This is a genomic window from Agrobacterium sp. LMR679 (assembly GCF_027157905.1).
Classification (GTDB): domain Bacteria; phylum Pseudomonadota; class Alphaproteobacteria; order Rhizobiales; family Rhizobiaceae; genus Agrobacterium; species Agrobacterium leguminum.
In genome coordinates this window covers 369821-384923 of record NZ_JAPVOJ010000001.1, presented here as the reverse complement: position 1 = coordinate 384923, position 15103 = coordinate 369821, and the positions used below count along the sequence as shown (strand labels likewise).

Here is a 15103-nt window from a genome sequence, read left to right as displayed (position 1 = left end):
AGTTTCCGCCGCGCCGCGACGGGAAGCGCTTTGCCCTGTCGTTTTTTCCAAGCTCACATCGGAGGAGTTATCATGGCAAACAATCATTATGATGCGATTGTTGTCGGCTCGGGCATCAGTGGAGGCTGGGCCGCAAAGGAACTCACGCAAAAGGGCCTGAAGGTCCTGATGCTGGAGCGCGGCCGCAATATCGAGCACGTCACCGACTATCAGAATGCGGACAAGGAGGCCTGGGATTACCCCCATCGCAACCGCGCCACGCAGGAGATGAAGGCGAAATATCCCGTCCTCAGCCGCGATTACCTGCTGGAAGAGGCGACGCTCGGCATGTGGGCCGATGAGCAGGAAACGCCCTATGTCGAAGAAAAGCGCTTCGACTGGTTCCGCGGCTATCACGTCGGCGGCCGCTCGCTGCTCTGGGGACGCCAGACCTACCGCTGGTCGCAGACCGATTTCGAGGCCAATGCGAAAGACGGTATCGCCGTTGACTGGCCCATCCGCTATGAGGATGTTTCTCCCTGGTATGATTATGTCGAGCGTTTTGCCGGCATCTCCGGCAGCCGTGAGGGGCTGGATATTCTTCCCGATGGCGAATTCCTGCCGCCCATTCCGCTCAATTTTGTGGAGCAGGATGTCGCAAGCCGACTGAAGAAGGCGTTCAATGGTACGCGCCACCTCATCAATTCGCGTTGCGCCAACATCACCCAGGAGCTTCCCGACCAGGAACGCACGCGCTGTCAGTTCCGCAACAAGTGTCGGCTGGGCTGTCCCTTCGGCGGCTATTTCAGCACGCAGGCATCGACCCTGCCTGCGGCGGTCGCCACCGGCAATCTTACGCTCAGGCCTTTCTCCATCGTCAAGGAAATCTTGTATGACAAGGACAAGAAGAAGGCGCGTGGCGTCGAGATCATCGATGCCGAGACGAACCTGACCTATGAATATACCGCCGATATCATCTTCCTCAACGCCTCGACGCTGAACTCGACATGGGTGCTGATGAACTCGGCCACCGATGTCTGGGAAGGCGGACTTGGAAGCAGCTCGGGCGAACTCGGCCATAACGTGATGGACCACCATTTCCGCATGGGCGCCACCGGCCAGGTGGAAGGCTTCGAGGACTTCTACTTCAAGGGTCGCCGCCCGGCGGGCTTCTACATTCCGCGTTTCCGCAATACCGGCGACGACAAGCGCAAATATCTGCGCGGTTTCGGGTATCAGGGTTCGGCCAGCCGTTCGCGCTGGGAGCGGGAAATCGCCGAACTCAATATCGGTGCCGATTACAAGGAGGCGCTGACAGAGCCCGGTGGCTGGACCATCGGCATGACCGCCTTCGGCGAAATGCTGCCCTATCATGAGAACCGCGTGAAACTGGATCAAGACAAAAAGGACAAGTGGGGCCTGCCGGTCCTGTCAATGAATGTCGAGATGAAGCAGAACGAACTCGATATGCGCGAAGACATGGTCAATGACGCCGTCGAGATGTTCGAGGCGGTTGGTATCAAGAACGTCAAACCCTCCAGGGGCAGTTACGCCCCCGGCATGGGTATCCATGAAATGGGAACAGCCCGCATGGGCCGCGACCCGAAAACCTCCGTCCTCAACGGCAACAACCAGGTCTGGGATGCGCCCAACGTCTTTGTCACCGATGGCGCCTGTATGACTTCGGCTTCCTGCGTCAACCCGTCCCTGACCTACATGGCGCTGACGGCGCGTGCGGCCGATTTTGCCGTTTCCGAACGCAAGAAGGGGAACCTGTGATGAACAGACGCGAACTGCTGAAACTGATAGCCATTGCCACCGGCCTTCCGCTGATCGGCGCGGATGTTCTGACGGCCGCCGAAAACGCTACCAAACCAACCGGTAGTGCTCATGTCTTCACCGTGGAAGAAATCCGGTTTCTGGACGAGGTGGCGGAAACCATTATTCCCCGCACCTCCACGCCGGGTGCGAAGGATGCTGAAGTGGGAGCATTCATGGCCGTCTATGCGGCTGATTGCTACACCGACGAACAGCGGACACTCTTCCTTTCGGCAATTTCCGATATCGAGAAGCGCAGCCAGACCGACCACAAGAAGGGCTTTCTGGAGCTGACGCCAAAACAACGGCAGGCGCTGCTTGCCGCGCTGGACAAGCAGGCCAAGGCGGAACAGACGCCGGCAAAGCCGCACGCCTTCACGCTCGTCAAGCAGTTGACGCTGCTTGGTTTCTTCACCTCGAAGATCGGCGCCACGGAAGTGCTCGTTTATGACGAAATTCCCGGCGGTTTCGAAGACCGCGTTCCCTATAAGAAGGGTACGCCCGCCTGGGGTACGACCTGAACAGAGCGACCTCCGGCCCGTCCGCTTTGCGGGCGGGCCGTATTTATGCGGCAAGACAAGGATGACACGATGCGCAAGACAATAATCATCGCGGCGGCAATGCTGACTGCAAGCGCCATTCCCGCTCTTTCGGAAGGCGATGTTGCCAAGGGGAGGCGGTCTTCAAGCGCTGTTCCGCCTGCCACGCCATCGGCGAGGGCGCGAAAAACCGGGTCGGCCCGCAGCTTAACGGCATCATCGGCCGCGCAGCGGGCGGCGCGCCTGACTATAATTATTCGGCAGCGATGAAAAAAGCGGGCGAGGACGGTCTTGTCTGGACGCCCGAAGAATTGCGGGATTTCCTGAGCGCGCCGAAAAAGAAAATACCCGGAAACAAGATGGCGCTGGCCGGCATCAGCAAGCCGGAAGATCTGGACAATCTCATCGCCTATATCGAAAGCGCGGCTTCGAAGCCGGCCGATTGACAGCGGCGGGACTGTCCGGCGGGCGTCTGCGCGCTACACCTGGCTGGTTTCGCCCTCTGCCAACTGAGCAAGCCCCGGCAGATTGCAGACCAGAAGCTTCTGCCGCCCGCCCTGCACCAGCCCCTTGCTCTCCCAGCTGGATAGGATGCGGGAGACGGTGTGCAGTGTGGTGCCGGTCATCTCGGCGATATCCTGCCGCGAGATCGGGAAATCGATACGGATGCCGTCTTCCTCCTTGCGGCCTGCCTGCTGCGAAAGGCGCAGCACGGCATGGGCCACCCGGCGCTCCACTTCCTGCGTCGACATCTCGCGGATGCGCGTATGGGCTTCCTCGAGACGCTGGCCGATCGTCTGCATGGCGGAGACGGCAAGATGTGGGTTCTGTTCGACGAATTGCGGCCAGAGGTCCGTCTGCCATGACAGGATGACGCTTTCGGCAGCCGTCGTGGCGGTGCCGGGATAATCGGACCGTTGCAGCGCTCTTGCGAAACCGAAGAGATCACCGGGATGCACCACGCGCACGATGATCTGCTGGCCGTCATGCGTCACCTGCGTCACCTTCAGGCGGCCGTGGATAAGCAGGAAGAAATGCGTTGCCGACTGGCCCTGCTCGAAAATGGCTTCACCCGGCGGCACCAGCCGGGATGTGGCGTGGGTCAGCAGTCCGTCCAGCTCATCGTCGGCCATCTTGGCAAACAAGGCCAGCGACCGGATGACGCTTCGGTCAATCTTCACTTGCACCCTCTCCGGTGATCGGACGATCCTCAAGGTGATTGCATTGGCAATCGGGGATCGGCCTTTTCTGTATTGTCAGCATACAGCACTATCACCGGCGGGAGAAGTTCAAATGATATAAATCAAGCGCTTGTTTTAATTGACGATTATCAAGAAAACAGGGTGGTGGCACGAAGCTTTTCGAGAAGTGGCGCGTACCAGCGTGTGTCTCTTACGAGCCTGAACCCGAGATTATCAGGCGGTACGCCAACGGCGCAGCCGCCGCTTTTCGGGTTTTTGACGAAGGCGCTCATCGCCGCCCGGTGTTTTCCCGAAGCGACCGGGATACCGCAGGAGGCGACGCTATCGATCGCCTCACCATCCTTGCCGAGCGTCACACGGTGGCTGCAGCTCGATGTCCATTCCCAGACGTTGCCGCCGAAATCGGCAAGGCCATATTCGTTTTCGCCGAAGCTGCCATAGGATTGCGGAACGGGGTTGGAGGCCTTGCGGCTGGTCTGCCGCTCGTAATCCGCCAGCCAGCGCAAAGCCGGATTTTCACTGTCCGCGGCGACACCTAGCGTCTCATCCGGGAAAAGCGAGCCGGCGGCGAAAGCCAATTCAGCGTCGCTCGGCAGGCGCCAGACCTCGCCTGTCCGCTCGCTCAACCACTTTGCATAGGCGTGGGCGTCGTCCTGGCTGATACCGGTTGCCGGTATCTCGCCGCCGACCGGAGCGGCAAAGCCGGGTTCCGGCTGCTGGCAGCCGCCTTCCGCCACGCAGCGCGCATAATCCGCGCTCGACACCTGATATTTCATGATCGTCAGATTTTGCCGCATCGCCACGTCGACCATCGGCCCATCGACGGCATAACCATTGCGGAAATATTCGCCCTCCGCCCGGTAGGTGAAATGTCCGGCGGGCACTGTAACGACCTGTGGAGCCATCATGGCCGCGCGGTCATCAGCGCCGCTGCGGATGATCCCGGACTGGAAACCGATGGCCGTTGCCAGCAGTGTTGCAATCGAGAGCGGGAGAAGAAGCGAGACGGCATTTGGGAAGTGACTGTTGCCGGGAATGCCCATGGGAACCTGCCTGCGTCGAGAAGACGCCAAAGTTCGGGCCTGCTTTCAGGCCGCATAGCAGAAGGGGAGCGCGCCGCGATCGCTGGCGGCGGGGGGCGCTCCCGTTTGTGTCAGATGCTCGAGGGGGCGAGCACCGCCTGCATCAGGCTGTTGTTCCACTCACCCGTCACCTTGAAGTGGGCGGCTGCACCCAGCTCGAAGGCTTCAATGAGGTTGTGGTTGACATAAGCGTAGATGCCGGGCTGCTCGAAGGTGTAGAAGGCCGCACCCGCCGTGCCGCCGGGAATGAACCAGGTTTCCTGGTCGAGATCCGGTGGGTTGCGGAACTTGCCCGTCGCCCAGACATAATCGCCATGGCCGCCGATGAGGTGCGGACGGGTATCACGGTTTGCCTGCGAATGGACGATCAGCACCTTCTCGCCAACGGCGGCCTGAAGGGCATGTTCCCCGGTCAGGGCACCGACTGCGCCATTGAAGACGATGTGGGTCGGCGTCAGCTTGCGCATCACCTCCAGCGTGTCGGCCATTGCATCGCCGGCGCTTTCATATTTCTTGAAATTGCCGTTCTCGTCGCGCGGGATGTAGAAGTCCTGCTCGCCGACATAATAGATCTTGTCATAAACAAGCTCCTTGCCGTGGCCGTCCGTCAGGCCCTCACGCGGCAGTACCATGATCGCGCCATTCATGCCCGAGGTGACGTGCCACGGCACCATGCCGGGAGGTGCGCAGTGATAGACGAAGACGCCGGCCTTGGTGGCCTTGAAGCGCAGGATCGCCTTTTCACCGGGGTTGACGATGGTGAGCCCGCCGCCGCCGAGCGCGCCGGTGGCCGAGTGGAAATCGATATTGTGCTGCAGCTCATTGGTGTCGGGGTTGATGAGGGTCAGTTCGACATAGTCGTCCTGGTGCACCACCATCAGAGGCCCGGGAACCGAACCGTTGAAGGTCATGGCGTGGACCTCGGTGCCCTTGTCGTCGAGGATCATCTTCTGTTCTTTGATCGTGAGCGTGAACTCAACGATCTTCGGTCCGCCTTCGGCTTTCTGCGTGTGGGCATGCACGAAGGGCGGTCTGACGAGATCAACTTTTACGCGAGGCAGTGCTGCAATCTCAGCGCTCGTCAATGGCTTGGCTGCGGCCTTCTTTTCCTCTGCCGCGCTCGCTGCCGATGGCATGATGACGGGAGCTATAGCCCCTGCAAATGCTGCGCCTGCGAGAATATTACGCCGTGTGATGTGGAAGGTTTCCGTCATCATTCTTCTCCTATCCCTCTTGGGGCAGAGCATGTTTCGCTCTGTCACAGCATTTGTAGCGGAGAGGCGGAAATACAATTTGAGATGGAGCAAACTTCGCTTTCGGCACCCTGCGACATTTTGGCAGGCGGCTGAAGGCCGGTGTGGAAGCGTCGCACCGCCTCTTTGCCTGTTCGCAAAGAAGCCGGACGGGCTTGGGTCTAGACATATGTCAAGACCAAGCAAGGAGCATTATAATGAGTGGCAGCGAAACTGTTCTCACCCAAGGGCGCAGCCGGCCAAAGGGCGGCATTCCACGAGGGCTGGCGCGCACCGGCCCGGTTATCTTTTCTTACGGCTTCCGGCCGTTTTTCCTCGGCGGCGCCCTCTGGGCCATCGTGGCGATGGTGTTGTGGATCGCAGCCCTTTCCGGCTTCATCGACCTCGGCGGGGATTACGGCGCACCGAACTGGCATGCCCATGAGATGCTGTTCGGTTTTGCCTCGGCGGTGTTGGCGGGCTTTCTTTTGACGGCCGTGCCGAACTGGACGGGGCGGCTGCCGGTGTCGGGCAAACCCTTGGTGTGGCTGTTTGCGCTCTGGTGCGCCGGCCGGCTTTTCCTGCTTGTGCCGGACCATGTGGGTGGTCACTGCCGCAGCCGTGGACGGGCTTTTCCTGCCGGCGCTTCTGGCGATCTGCGCGCGCGAGGTCATTGCCGGGCGCAAATGGAAAGACCTGAAGGTGCTGGGCGGACTACTGGCGCTTTCCGTCGCCAACATTGTATTCCACGTTGCGGCGATTGGGGGAGATCATAGCCTGATCGCGACCCGCCTTGCGGTCTCGGCCTACACGGTTCTTGTCATCATCGTCGGCGGCCGCATCGTGCCGAGTTTTACCCGCAACTGGCTGAACCGTTTCGGCCGCACGGATTTCCCCGTGCCCTATAACCGCTTCGATACCGCCGCCATCCTCACCGGCATCGCGGCGCTGGCTGTCTGGACGATAGAGCCCGAAAGCATCGTGGCAGTGCCAACGGCGCTTCTGGCAGCTCTCATGCACGCCGTGCGTCTGATCCGCTGGCGCGGCTGGACGACTTGGCCGGAGCAGGTGCTGGTGGTGCTGCATGTGGCCTATGCCTTCATTCCCGTCGGTTTCATTACCATAGCGCTGGCGGCTCTTGACGTCATGGACACACGCTCCGTCCTGCATGTCTTCACCGTCGGCGTCATCGGCTGCATGATGCTTGCTGTCATGACGAGAGCGAGCCTTGGTCATACCGGGCGCAAGCTTGCGGCCAGCAGGGTCACCATCGCCGCTTACGTGGCGCTGATCGCCTGCGCACTGCTGAGACCGGCAGCCGAGTTCTTCCCCGGTGCGATGATGCATCTTTACGCTTGCTCGGCGCTCTTCTGGATCGTGGGTTTCGGTCTCTTCTGCATTGAATATGGGCCGATCCTGATGCGCGAGCGCAAACCGCTGAAAGCCTAGATTGCTTGCGACGCCGCTAAAACGAACCGCCCCGGAGGCAACTTCCGGGGCGGTTCGGTTTCGGGGAATTTGATTTATGGCTTAATGCGCGCCGGCACCGGCGCGGATGAAGATGCGGAACGCGGTGCGCGCCTCGTCGAAATTGCCGGCCCATTGATGGCCCCGGGCCAGAAGTTCCGGGTAAAGGAAAGTCGGCTCCTGCGGCATCAGCACGAAGATCACGGCACCCGGCGGAAGACGGTCGAGTGCGGCAAGCGTGCGGCTCGCCTGGCCTTCGGTCGTCTCGTCGCTGAGATCGAGATAGATGACCGGATCGGGCCATATCTGCGGCTCCTCGGCATTGCCTGCAAGCGCCGGCGAAACGGAAATCTGTTCGGTCTCAGTGGATTGCGGCGTAAACAGCACTTCCCAGTCGCCGCCGCCGATTTCCCTGACCTGATGGTCGAAACCGCGCTCTGCCATCACCTTGAACAGCGGAACGGGCCGGAAGGTGGCGTATAATCGCAGCGCCTCGCCGGGAGCAAGCCCGGCCACGGCTTCCATGATGGCCGGAAAGGGCTCGCCGCCGCTCAGCAAAAGCGGCCGGACATCGAGTTCCCTGATCATTTCCGTCATTGCATCACCTCATCTGTCGGCTGGCGGCGGCAAGGGCCATCCGCCAGAGGTCTTTTCACCATGCCGCTGGCGCTGGGGTCAATGCTCGGAACCGCAGCAGCATTCGCAGCCGGACATATCCTCCTCGGAACCTTCGGCCTGTTCTTCCAGCCGGCCGATATCAAGACGCCAGACTTCCGGACCCTGTTCGAGATATTCCCAGCCGAATTCGCCGGGGAAATTGGTGGCGAGCTGGTAAAGCAGCGGACGGGGATCGTGATCGCTGGTGATCTGCAGCGATTGCCCTTGAGCCAATGCGCCGAGCGCACCGAAAATGCGCGGATGGCGTTCGCGATGCGGAATGATGCGTACATCGATATTGGTTGCGGATTGGGCTTCGGACATAGGCTGGCTCCATGGCCGCGGATGAAACTATGTCCGGCGGTGCGGCCGGCCGGCGGACCGGAAAAACCTATCCGCCGTGCTTTCGGGAGACATTGTCGCCGCGCAAACAAACCTGAGATTCGTCAGGTCCGTCTGCGCGACAATCAGCCGGCAAGGCTGCGATAGATTGCCGGCAGCGCCGATGGCAGCTTGGCGATCCTGCTGACGATGGCATAACCGTTCTGGCCGAACATGGCCGGAATATAGGATTGCGCCTTGCTGTCGACCGTTACGCCGAAAACGCTGACGCCCGAACGCCTGGCTTCGGAAACCGCGCGGCGGCTGTCCTCGATGGCGAAGCGGCCTTCGTAGTGATCGACATCGTTCGGCTTGCCATCCGTCAGCAGCAGAAGCAGCTTTCGGCGCTCCGGCCTTTCATGCAGCTTGGCGCTGGCGTGGCGGATGGCGGGGCCGATGCGGGTGTAGAAACCGGGTTTCAGCGCCGCGATGCGCCGCTCGACAGCGTGGCCCATCGGCTCATCGAAATCCTTCACCGTCTCCACCCGCACCCAGGAACGGCGGCGGGAGGTGAAGGTCAAGATGGAGTGACTGTCGCCACAGGCGGAAAGCCCGTGGGCAAGCACCAGCAGGGCTTCCTTCTCCACATCGAGCACCCGGCGATTGTCGAACCAGGCATCGGTCGATAGCGACACATCGACGAGGATCGTTACGGCAAGATCATGTGCCTGTGGGCGGCTTGCCATATGAATGCGGTCGCTGCCCTGTCCTCCGGCGGCGATATCGCTTCTGGCGCGAACCACGGCGTCAAGATCGAGATCATTGCCGTCAAGCTGGGCGCGTAGCATCTCGTGACGTGGCCGCAGCACCTCGAATTGCCGCCTGACGCGGCGGATGAGGCTTTTGGTGTCCGGGCCGGGTTCCGGTGCCGTCTCGGCGTCTTTCGCCGGACCGGCGATGACCCGGCAATGATCGGCGAGATAGGTACCGCTGCGATAATCCCATTCGGGATAGGTCAGCTCCGCTGTCAGCGGGGTATGGTTCAGTGCTTCAGGCGGCAGGTCGAGATCGAAGTGGAAGCGGGCGGAAGGCCGCCCCTTTCTTTCACCCAGCGTCATATCGTCAAGCTCGTCCGCCGCGCTGCCGTCGGCATCGTCGCTGTCGTCACCCGGCCGGTCGACATTGACCATTTCCGCCATGGCGAGGATTTTTTCGAAACGGTTGAGGATGAAGGGGCTGCGTTCGGTCTGGCGGTTCTCGGCCTTTTCGCGCACGGCGATATGGCGGGCGGCCTCCACCCCCTGCGGCGCGGCGCCCGCTGCCGGCTGGTCCTCGCTTTGCCGGACCTCGGATGTTTCGCGCAGCAGTGTGTCCGGCCATAGCGGCACCGGCAGCATCGGCAGGTAGCGCGGCGGCGCTTTTTCCGGAAGACCGGCGGGTGGCGCATGGCCCTCGATCCCTGCCGCATTGGCGAGCATGGAAAGCACCCGTTGTTCCACCTGCTGCTCCGTCTGGGGCAGCGGCCGTTTCTGCCGCACCGCGAGCATGGCGGCGCAAAGCCGGCGATACCGGGTCTTCATTCCGGGGAAGGCATGGATGACGGCATTTGCCAGTTCTGCGGCGCGGTCGAGCCGGGCAAGATCGTTGCCCAACGGATCTGCCGCCGCAACCGGTTCAAGCGGCATCATCGCCATGGCGGCAGCGAGCCAGAGATAAAGATCGCGATTGAGGTGGCGGTCGGGAAACAGATCGAGCACCGGCGGCAGCATCAGCGTGGCATGATCACGTCCGGGCTGGGCGAGCTTCTCTTCGCCAAGACCCATGCGCTGGCGCAGCCTCAGCCGGTGGCTGGAAGTGCGGGCGCGGGCCGGCGCGATCTGCACCGCATGTTCACCGCCAAAACCGCGGAAACATATGGCCAGCACGGCCTGCATATCTTCCAGCTTCACGGCATGATCCGGGAAGCGCAGCCATGTGCCGGTTTCGCCGATCAGCCTGTGCCAGGCGCGGCCGACGGTTTCTTCCAGTTCCAGAAAGTCCAGCATGGTTTATCCTCATGGCATCGGACCGGAACACGCGGGGCCGCGCAATCCGGTGTGGATATCAAAGCGCCTATCGAATGATCGCATCCGCGACTTCATGCAGCGCGGCCTTCACATCCGGCTCGTCAGTCAGCGGTTCGATCATGGTCGCGCGCACGGCCTGACGGGCGGGAAGGCCGGTATCGATGAGGCTGGCGCAATAAACGAGCAGACGGGTGGAGACGCCTTCCTCAAGGTCATGGCCCTTCAGGCCGCGCAGCCGGTGGGCAAGATCGACGAGCGGCTCGACATCGCGCGCATCCAGCCCGCTTTCATGCGAAACGACGGCGATTTCCTGCTCCTTGGGCAGAAAATCGAATTCAATGGCGACGAAACGCTGGCGGGTGCTGGGCTTCAGGCTCTTTAAAAGGTTCTGGTATCCGGGATTATAGGACACGACGAGCATGAAGCCGGAGGGCGCTTCCAGCACTTCGCCGGTGCGTTCCAATGGCAGGATGCGGCGATCATCGGTGAGGGGATGCAGCACGACAGCCACATCCTTGCGCGCCTCAACGATCTCGTCGAGGTAACATATGCCGCCCTGGCGCACGGACCTCGTCAGCGGGCCGTCCATCCACACGGTTTCGCCGCCTTTCAGCAGGTAACGGCCGGTCAGATCAGCGGCAGCAAGATCGTCGTGGCACGAAACGGTGGAAAGCGGCAGGCCGAGTTTCGCTGCCATGTGGCTGACGAAACGGGTCTTGCCGCAACCGGTCGGGCCTTTCAGCAGCAGCGGCAATTGCCGCACCCAGGCGCTTTCGAACAGCGTGCATTCATTGCCGAGCGGTGTGTAGAACGGCGTGTCCGGCTGGGGCTGAGGGATCGGACGGAATATCGTATTCATGGTCATCTCCATGTTTGTTGATAAGGAACCGGCTCTCCGGGGAAAAGGAGAGCCGGTCCGTTTCTCATTCGGCGGGCTGCACGAGGCGGGCAACGTCGCCCTGTTTCTGCTTGCCCGGTACCAGGATTGCCCAGATGAACATGACCGCCGAAATGAGAACCGCGAAACCAGAACCGAGACGGATCCAGTAGAAGATCGCCAGCTGGTCCTGCACATCCATGAAGCTTTCGCCCATGACCCGCTGAAGCTGGATCTGCACCACGCCGGCGAATGTCAGCGCGAAGGTCATCACCGACATGGCCGTGCACATGACCCAGAAGCTCGTCATCGAAAGCCACTGGTTGTAGGGCGCGCGTTTCTTCATTTCGGGGATGGCATAGGCCATCATCGCAAGGTTCAGCATCACATAGGCGCCGAAGAAGGCGAGGTGCCCGTGAGCGGCGGTAAGCTGCGTGCCGTGGGTGTAGTAGTTCACCGAAGACAGCGTGTGCAGGAAGCCCCAGACGCCGGCACCGAAGAAGGCCATGACCGAGCAGCCGATCGACCACAGAAGCGCGGCGCGGTTCTCATGTTTGCGGCCAGCCTTCCAGGTCATGACGAAGGTGAAGATGACCATGGTGAAGAAGGGGGCCACTTCCAGCGTCGAGAACAGCGAGCCGATCCACTGCCAGTAACCCGGCGCGCCGATCCAGTAATAATGGTGGCCCGTGCCGAGAATGCCCGAGAACAGGGCAAGACCGACGATGACATAGAGCCATTTTTCCACCACTTCGCGGTCGATGCCGTTGAGCTTGATCATCAGGAAGGCGAGGATCGACGCCATGATCAGTTCCCACACGCCTTCCACCCACAGATGGATGACGTACCACCAGTACATCTTGTCGAGCGCCAGGTTGATGGGGTTGTAAAAGGCGAAGAGGAAGAAGATCGCCAGACCCCAGAGACCGAAGAGCAGGATGTTGATGACGGTGGTCTTGCGGCCCTTCAGCGCCGTCATGGTGATGTTGAACAGGAACATCAAAACGACAAGCACGATGCCGACCTTGATGGCGAAGGGCTGTTCGAGGAATTCGCGGCCTTCATGGATGCGAAACATATAACCGACCACGGCAACCGCGGCGGCCACCAGGAAGATCCAGAACTGGGCGATGGCGAGCTTGGGGCTGTAAAGCTCCGTTTCCGTCTCTTCTGGCAGAAGATAGAAGGTCGAGCCCATGAAGCCCATCAACAGCCACACGACCAGCGCATTGGTGTGGATCATGCGCACGATGTTGAAGGGCAGAAGCTCGGAAAGCGTGTTGGGCAGCACGTAGATCGTCGCGGCGATGACGCCGAACAGGATCTGCGCCACGAACAGCCCGATTGCGCCGTAAAAATACAGCATGGCGACTTTTTGCGTCTGGTATTTCATCTCGTCATCTCCTTGCCGTCAACCTCAACCCGCATCGTTCGGCGGCCAGTTCTGCGTCTTGATCCGGCTCGTCCATTCGAGGAAGTCGACGAGATCATCGAGTTCCTGTTCGGTGAGATTGAACTGCGGCATCTGGCGCCGGCCCTCGATGCCGGTGGGCTGGGCGGCCATCCAGGCCTTGATGGAATCGCGCGCCGTCTCCTTGTCTTCCACGCCGCCATAGCGCTTCCAGACATTGCCGAGTTCGGGCGCGAAGTAGGCGCCTTCGCCGAGCAGCGTGTGACAGTTGATGCAGGAATTTTTCTCCCACACGTGTTTGCCGCGCGCGACGCTTTCCGTCAGTGTGCTTTCATCCGTCGATGTGGTGCGCATGTAATAATGGCTATGGGCGGTCAGCCCGACGAATATGGCGAAGAAGAAGATGGAGCCGCCGTAAAAGACGTTTCGCGCTCCTGTTTTGGTCAGGCGTTCTGCCATGCCAATGGTCCTTTCCATCCGGAAGACCGCTTATGCGGACTGGCTTGATCGAACCCTCTTGCCGGGATTTGCCAGCAGGCTGGCGGAATGCGGTGGGGTCTGAAGCCTTTCTAGCCGCTGGCCGCCGGCGTTCTTTGCCATTTGGCAAACAAGTGGAGAGGTGGTGTGGTCCGCCTTTTCAGAGCGACAAAATGCCCTGCAGGAACGCCCGCAAAAGGGCTGCGGCGGCGAAGATTGCGGGCCATGCCAGAAGTGCCGTGCGCAGCAGGCCCCGCTCTTCGCCAAAACCCAGAAAGTCGTCGATGACGCGTCTGGATTTCATGAGCGCGAAAAGCAGCATCAGGCAGGCGGCGGCAACCGGCGGCAGAAGCGCTGCCTTCCACGAGGTGACGACGGCCGTACCGGCGAGAACAAGAATGGCGAGCACTGCAAAACTTCTTGCAAGCTGGCGGGAGGTGCGGTGGATCATGACTGTCAAACCAGATAGATGATGGGAAAAATGACGATCCAGACCAGATCGATGACATGCCACAGCGTCGTCACCAGCGTGACGTTCTCGTTTTTCGGGAAGACTGCGACGAGAAACAGCAGCACGGCCACGAAGACGACATGCAGCAGGTGGAAACCGGTGAGCAGGAAATAAAGCTCGAAGAAAGCGTCATAGGCGGGATCGGATGCGAAGGCGATTTCGGTGGAATATTCATGGAGTTTCACACCGACGAAAGCGAAACCCAGCAGGCCGGCAAGGACAAGCGCCCGCCTTTTGCCCGGCAGCGCGGTGTGGCGGCTGGCCGCGACGGCCGCCTGCCAGCCGCTTGCCAGCAAAATCAGTGTGTTGAGGCCGGCAAGCTGCGGCTGCAGATGTTGGCGCGCGGCGGCGAATGCATCAGGGTTGAAGGCGAAGGCGATGATGAAGGCGCCGGTCAGCGCGCCGAAAGCGGCAAGTTCGCTCCAGACCAGAATCCACAAAAGCAGGTTTCCGCTTTCCTCTTCCGTATTGATCGCCATGGCCTCGCCCGTAATTGTAAAACAGCAAGCCACGCTTAGGCGTCCTCAAACCCAGCTTCTTTGCGGTCGGTCAAAGAAGGGAGCGCGCAAAGTCCTATTGTCATGACAAAGCGCAACTCTGGAAAAATGGAGCTTCCCATGAACGACGCGCAGATCGGGCTGATTGTCGCAACCCCTATTATCATTGGCTTTGCCGTGCTGTTGTACCGTATGGGTGTGTTGCAGCGCATGGGCGCGGTTTCCGCCGTACTTGCCTCCGTGGCCATTGCTTCGGTGCTGTTCCTGAACCAGTGAGAAAGCAGACGCATGCTTGAACTTGTCGCCGCTCTTTCGCTTTTTGTGGCGCTGCATTCCATTCCCGCCGTACCTGCCGTGCGTGGCCGGTTGATTGCGGCCATTGGCCGGCCCGCCTATTTCGGGGCTTATTCCGTGGTCTCGCTTCTGGCGCTGGGCTGGGTGTTTTATGCCGCGCTGTCGGTGGATTATATTCCGCTCTGGGATGTCGCGCCCTGGCAGGCGCATGTCACGTTTCTGGCAGCGCCGATTGGTCTGTTTTTCGTGCTGGCCGGCCTTCTCAGCGTCAATCCGCTCTCCATTTCCGTGCGGCAGGGAGATAAACCGGGGGCAATCGTGCGCATCACGCGGCATCCGGTGCTTGTCGGTTTCCTGTTCTGGTCTCTGGGGCATGTCGTGCCGAATGGCGATCTGCGTTCCGTCATCCTGTTCGGCGGTTTTGCGCTGTTTTCGCTTGGCGGGATGGTGATGACCGAAAAACGCGCGCGGAAAAGACTGGGTAATGCATGGAGCGCGGCGGCTGCTGAAAACGCAACGATCCCTTTCGCAGCAATCCTTTCCGGCAAAACGCGCCTCGCCGTGGACGGGCCGATGTTGCTAGCCGCGGTGCTGACAGGGTTGACGGTCTGGTGGCTGCTGGCCGGCGGCCATGCCGCGCTCTTTGGCGCAGACCCCATGGCCTATTTCTGAT

The 15103-nt window shown here is 60.7% G+C and carries 15 protein-coding genes and 2 pseudogenes; 6 read left to right on the top strand and 11 right to left on the bottom strand.

Translation table 11 applies throughout. The features are described from left to right. Positions 1-72: 72 nt before the first annotated feature. The 3 genes and pseudogenes from O3W47_RS01735 to O3W47_RS01725 all read left to right on the top strand — a co-directional run bounded on the left by O3W47_RS01735 (position 73) and on the right by O3W47_RS01725 (position 2782). Positions 73-1758 carry a GMC oxidoreductase gene (locus tag O3W47_RS01735; RefSeq protein WP_135398396.1) on the top strand — a complete coding sequence of 562 codons (1686 nt, stop codon included), beginning with the start codon at positions 73-75 and terminating at the stop codon, positions 1756-1758. Continuing rightward, positions 1758-2318, top strand: a complete 561-nt coding sequence (locus O3W47_RS01730; RefSeq protein WP_269312794.1) for a gluconate 2-dehydrogenase subunit 3 family protein — start codon at positions 1758-1760, stop codon at positions 2316-2318. Before O3W47_RS01735 ends, O3W47_RS01730 begins: the two co-directional genes overlap by 1 nt. A 69-nt stretch (positions 2319-2387) precedes the next feature. Further along, a pseudogene (locus O3W47_RS01725) lies at positions 2388-2782 on the top strand (c-type cytochrome). Between the two features lie 33 nt (positions 2783-2815). Here the strand turns inward: O3W47_RS01725 and O3W47_RS01720 are convergent. The 3 genes from O3W47_RS01720 to nirK all read right to left on the bottom strand — a co-directional run bounded on the left by O3W47_RS01720 (position 2816) and on the right by nirK (position 5834). Continuing rightward, positions 2816-3517, bottom strand: coding sequence for a Crp/Fnr family transcriptional regulator (locus tag O3W47_RS01720; RefSeq protein ID WP_080820468.1), 702 nt, complete (start codon positions 3515-3517; stop codon positions 2816-2818). A 149-nt stretch (positions 3518-3666) separates the two neighbouring features. Then, complete coding sequence (locus O3W47_RS01715; RefSeq protein ID WP_269312793.1) at positions 3667-4581, bottom strand: formylglycine-generating enzyme family protein; 915 nt, start codon at positions 4579-4581, stop codon at positions 3667-3669. A gap of 110 nt (positions 4582-4691) precedes the next feature. Continuing rightward, positions 4692-5834 (bottom strand): copper-containing nitrite reductase, encoded by a 1143-nt coding sequence (gene nirK / locus O3W47_RS01710; RefSeq protein ID WP_135398404.1) that lies wholly within the window; start codon positions 5832-5834, stop codon positions 4692-4694. Between the two features lie 236 nt (positions 5835-6070). On the opposite strand from nirK, the pseudogene O3W47_RS01705 reads away from it, so the two are divergent. Beyond that, positions 6071-7301: pseudogene (locus O3W47_RS01705) on the top strand (NnrS family protein). Positions 7302-7382: 81 nt separating this feature from the next. Here O3W47_RS01705 and O3W47_RS01700 read toward each other — a convergent pair. The 8 genes from O3W47_RS01700 to O3W47_RS01665 form a co-directional block, all read right to left on the bottom strand. After that, positions 7383-7916, bottom strand: a complete 534-nt coding sequence (locus tag O3W47_RS01700; protein ID WP_080820475.1) for a DUF2249 domain-containing protein — start codon at positions 7914-7916, stop codon at positions 7383-7385. Between the two features lie 78 nt (positions 7917-7994). Beyond that, positions 7995-8300, bottom strand: a complete 306-nt coding sequence (locus O3W47_RS01695) for a DUF2249 domain-containing protein (protein ID WP_269312792.1) — start codon at positions 8298-8300, stop codon at positions 7995-7997. Between the two features lie 143 nt (positions 8301-8443). After that, entirely contained in the window at positions 8444-10342 is a 1899-nt protein-coding gene (locus O3W47_RS01690; RefSeq protein WP_269312791.1) for a nitric oxide reductase activation protein NorD, read from the bottom strand. Between the two features lie 67 nt (positions 10343-10409). After that, a complete protein-coding gene (locus tag O3W47_RS01685) occupies positions 10410-11222 on the bottom strand; it encodes a CbbQ/NirQ/NorQ/GpvN family protein (protein WP_080821062.1) in 813 nt (270 codons plus the stop codon). 64 nt (positions 11223-11286) lie between these two features. Continuing rightward, a complete protein-coding gene (locus O3W47_RS01680; protein WP_110758675.1) occupies positions 11287-12633 on the bottom strand; it encodes a nitric-oxide reductase large subunit in 1347 nt (448 codons plus the stop codon). A gap of 24 nt (positions 12634-12657) precedes the next feature. After that, the gene (locus tag O3W47_RS01675) at positions 12658-13110 is read right to left on the bottom strand and encodes a c-type cytochrome (RefSeq protein ID WP_046800955.1); all 453 of its coding nucleotides are present in this window, start codon (positions 13108-13110) and stop codon (positions 12658-12660) included. A 178-nt stretch (positions 13111-13288) separates the two neighbouring features. Then, positions 13289-13579, bottom strand: coding sequence for a hypothetical protein (locus tag O3W47_RS01670; RefSeq protein WP_065117942.1), 291 nt, complete (start codon positions 13577-13579; stop codon positions 13289-13291). A gap of 5 nt (positions 13580-13584) precedes the next feature. Further along, positions 13585-14118 carry a cytochrome c oxidase subunit 3 gene (locus O3W47_RS01665; RefSeq protein ID WP_269312790.1) on the bottom strand — a complete coding sequence of 178 codons (534 nt, stop codon included), beginning with the start codon at positions 14116-14118 and terminating at the stop codon, positions 13585-13587. 138 nt (positions 14119-14256) lie between these two features. Between O3W47_RS01665 and O3W47_RS01660 the strand changes: the two genes are divergently transcribed. Further along, positions 14257-14412: a hypothetical protein gene (locus O3W47_RS01660; RefSeq protein ID WP_269312789.1), complete on the top strand. Its 156-nt coding sequence runs from the start codon at positions 14257-14259 to the stop codon at positions 14410-14412. A 12-nt stretch (positions 14413-14424) separates the two neighbouring features. Beyond that, entirely contained in the window at positions 14425-15102 is a 678-nt protein-coding gene (locus tag O3W47_RS01655; RefSeq protein WP_269312788.1) for an NnrU family protein, read from the top strand. The last annotated feature ends 1 nt before the right edge of the window (position 15103 follow it).

What these genes read in the sequence shown, in the direction of transcription:
- O3W47_RS01735 (WP_135398396.1), top strand. Translation starts at nt 73, where the DNA reads ATGGCAAACAATCATTATGATGCGATTGTTGTCGGCTCGGGCATCAGT.
- O3W47_RS01730 (WP_269312794.1), top strand. Translation starts at nt 1,758, where the DNA reads ATGAACAGACGCGAACTGCTGAAACTGATAGCCATTGCCACCGGCCTT.
- O3W47_RS01715 (WP_269312793.1), bottom strand. Translation starts at nt 4,581, where the DNA reads ATGGGCATTCCCGGCAACAGTCACTTCCCAAATGCCGTCTCGCTTCTT.
- nirK (WP_135398404.1), bottom strand. Translation starts at nt 5,834, where the DNA reads ATGACGGAAACCTTCCACATCACACGGCGTAATATTCTCGCAGGCGCA.
- O3W47_RS01700 (WP_080820475.1), bottom strand. Translation starts at nt 7,916, where the DNA reads ATGACGGAAATGATCAGGGAACTCGATGTCCGGCCGCTTTTGCTGAGC.
- O3W47_RS01695 (WP_269312792.1), bottom strand. Translation starts at nt 8,300, where the DNA reads ATGTCCGAAGCCCAATCCGCAACCAATATCGATGTACGCATCATTCCG.
- O3W47_RS01690 (WP_269312791.1), bottom strand. Translation starts at nt 10,342, where the DNA reads ATGCTGGACTTTCTGGAACTGGAAGAAACCGTCGGCCGCGCCTGGCAC.
- O3W47_RS01685 (WP_080821062.1), bottom strand. Translation starts at nt 11,222, where the DNA reads ATGAATACGATATTCCGTCCGATCCCTCAGCCCCAGCCGGACACGCCG.
- O3W47_RS01680 (WP_110758675.1), bottom strand. Translation starts at nt 12,633, where the DNA reads ATGAAATACCAGACGCAAAAAGTCGCCATGCTGTATTTTTACGGCGCA.
- O3W47_RS01675 (WP_046800955.1), bottom strand. Translation starts at nt 13,110, where the DNA reads ATGGCAGAACGCCTGACCAAAACAGGAGCGCGAAACGTCTTTTACGGC.
- O3W47_RS01670 (WP_065117942.1), bottom strand. Translation starts at nt 13,579, where the DNA reads ATGATCCACCGCACCTCCCGCCAGCTTGCAAGAAGTTTTGCAGTGCTC.
- O3W47_RS01665 (WP_269312790.1), bottom strand. Translation starts at nt 14,118, where the DNA reads ATGGCGATCAATACGGAAGAGGAAAGCGGAAACCTGCTTTTGTGGATT.
- O3W47_RS01660 (WP_269312789.1), top strand. Translation starts at nt 14,257, where the DNA reads ATGAACGACGCGCAGATCGGGCTGATTGTCGCAACCCCTATTATCATT.
- O3W47_RS01655 (WP_269312788.1), top strand. Translation starts at nt 14,425, where the DNA reads ATGCTTGAACTTGTCGCCGCTCTTTCGCTTTTTGTGGCGCTGCATTCC.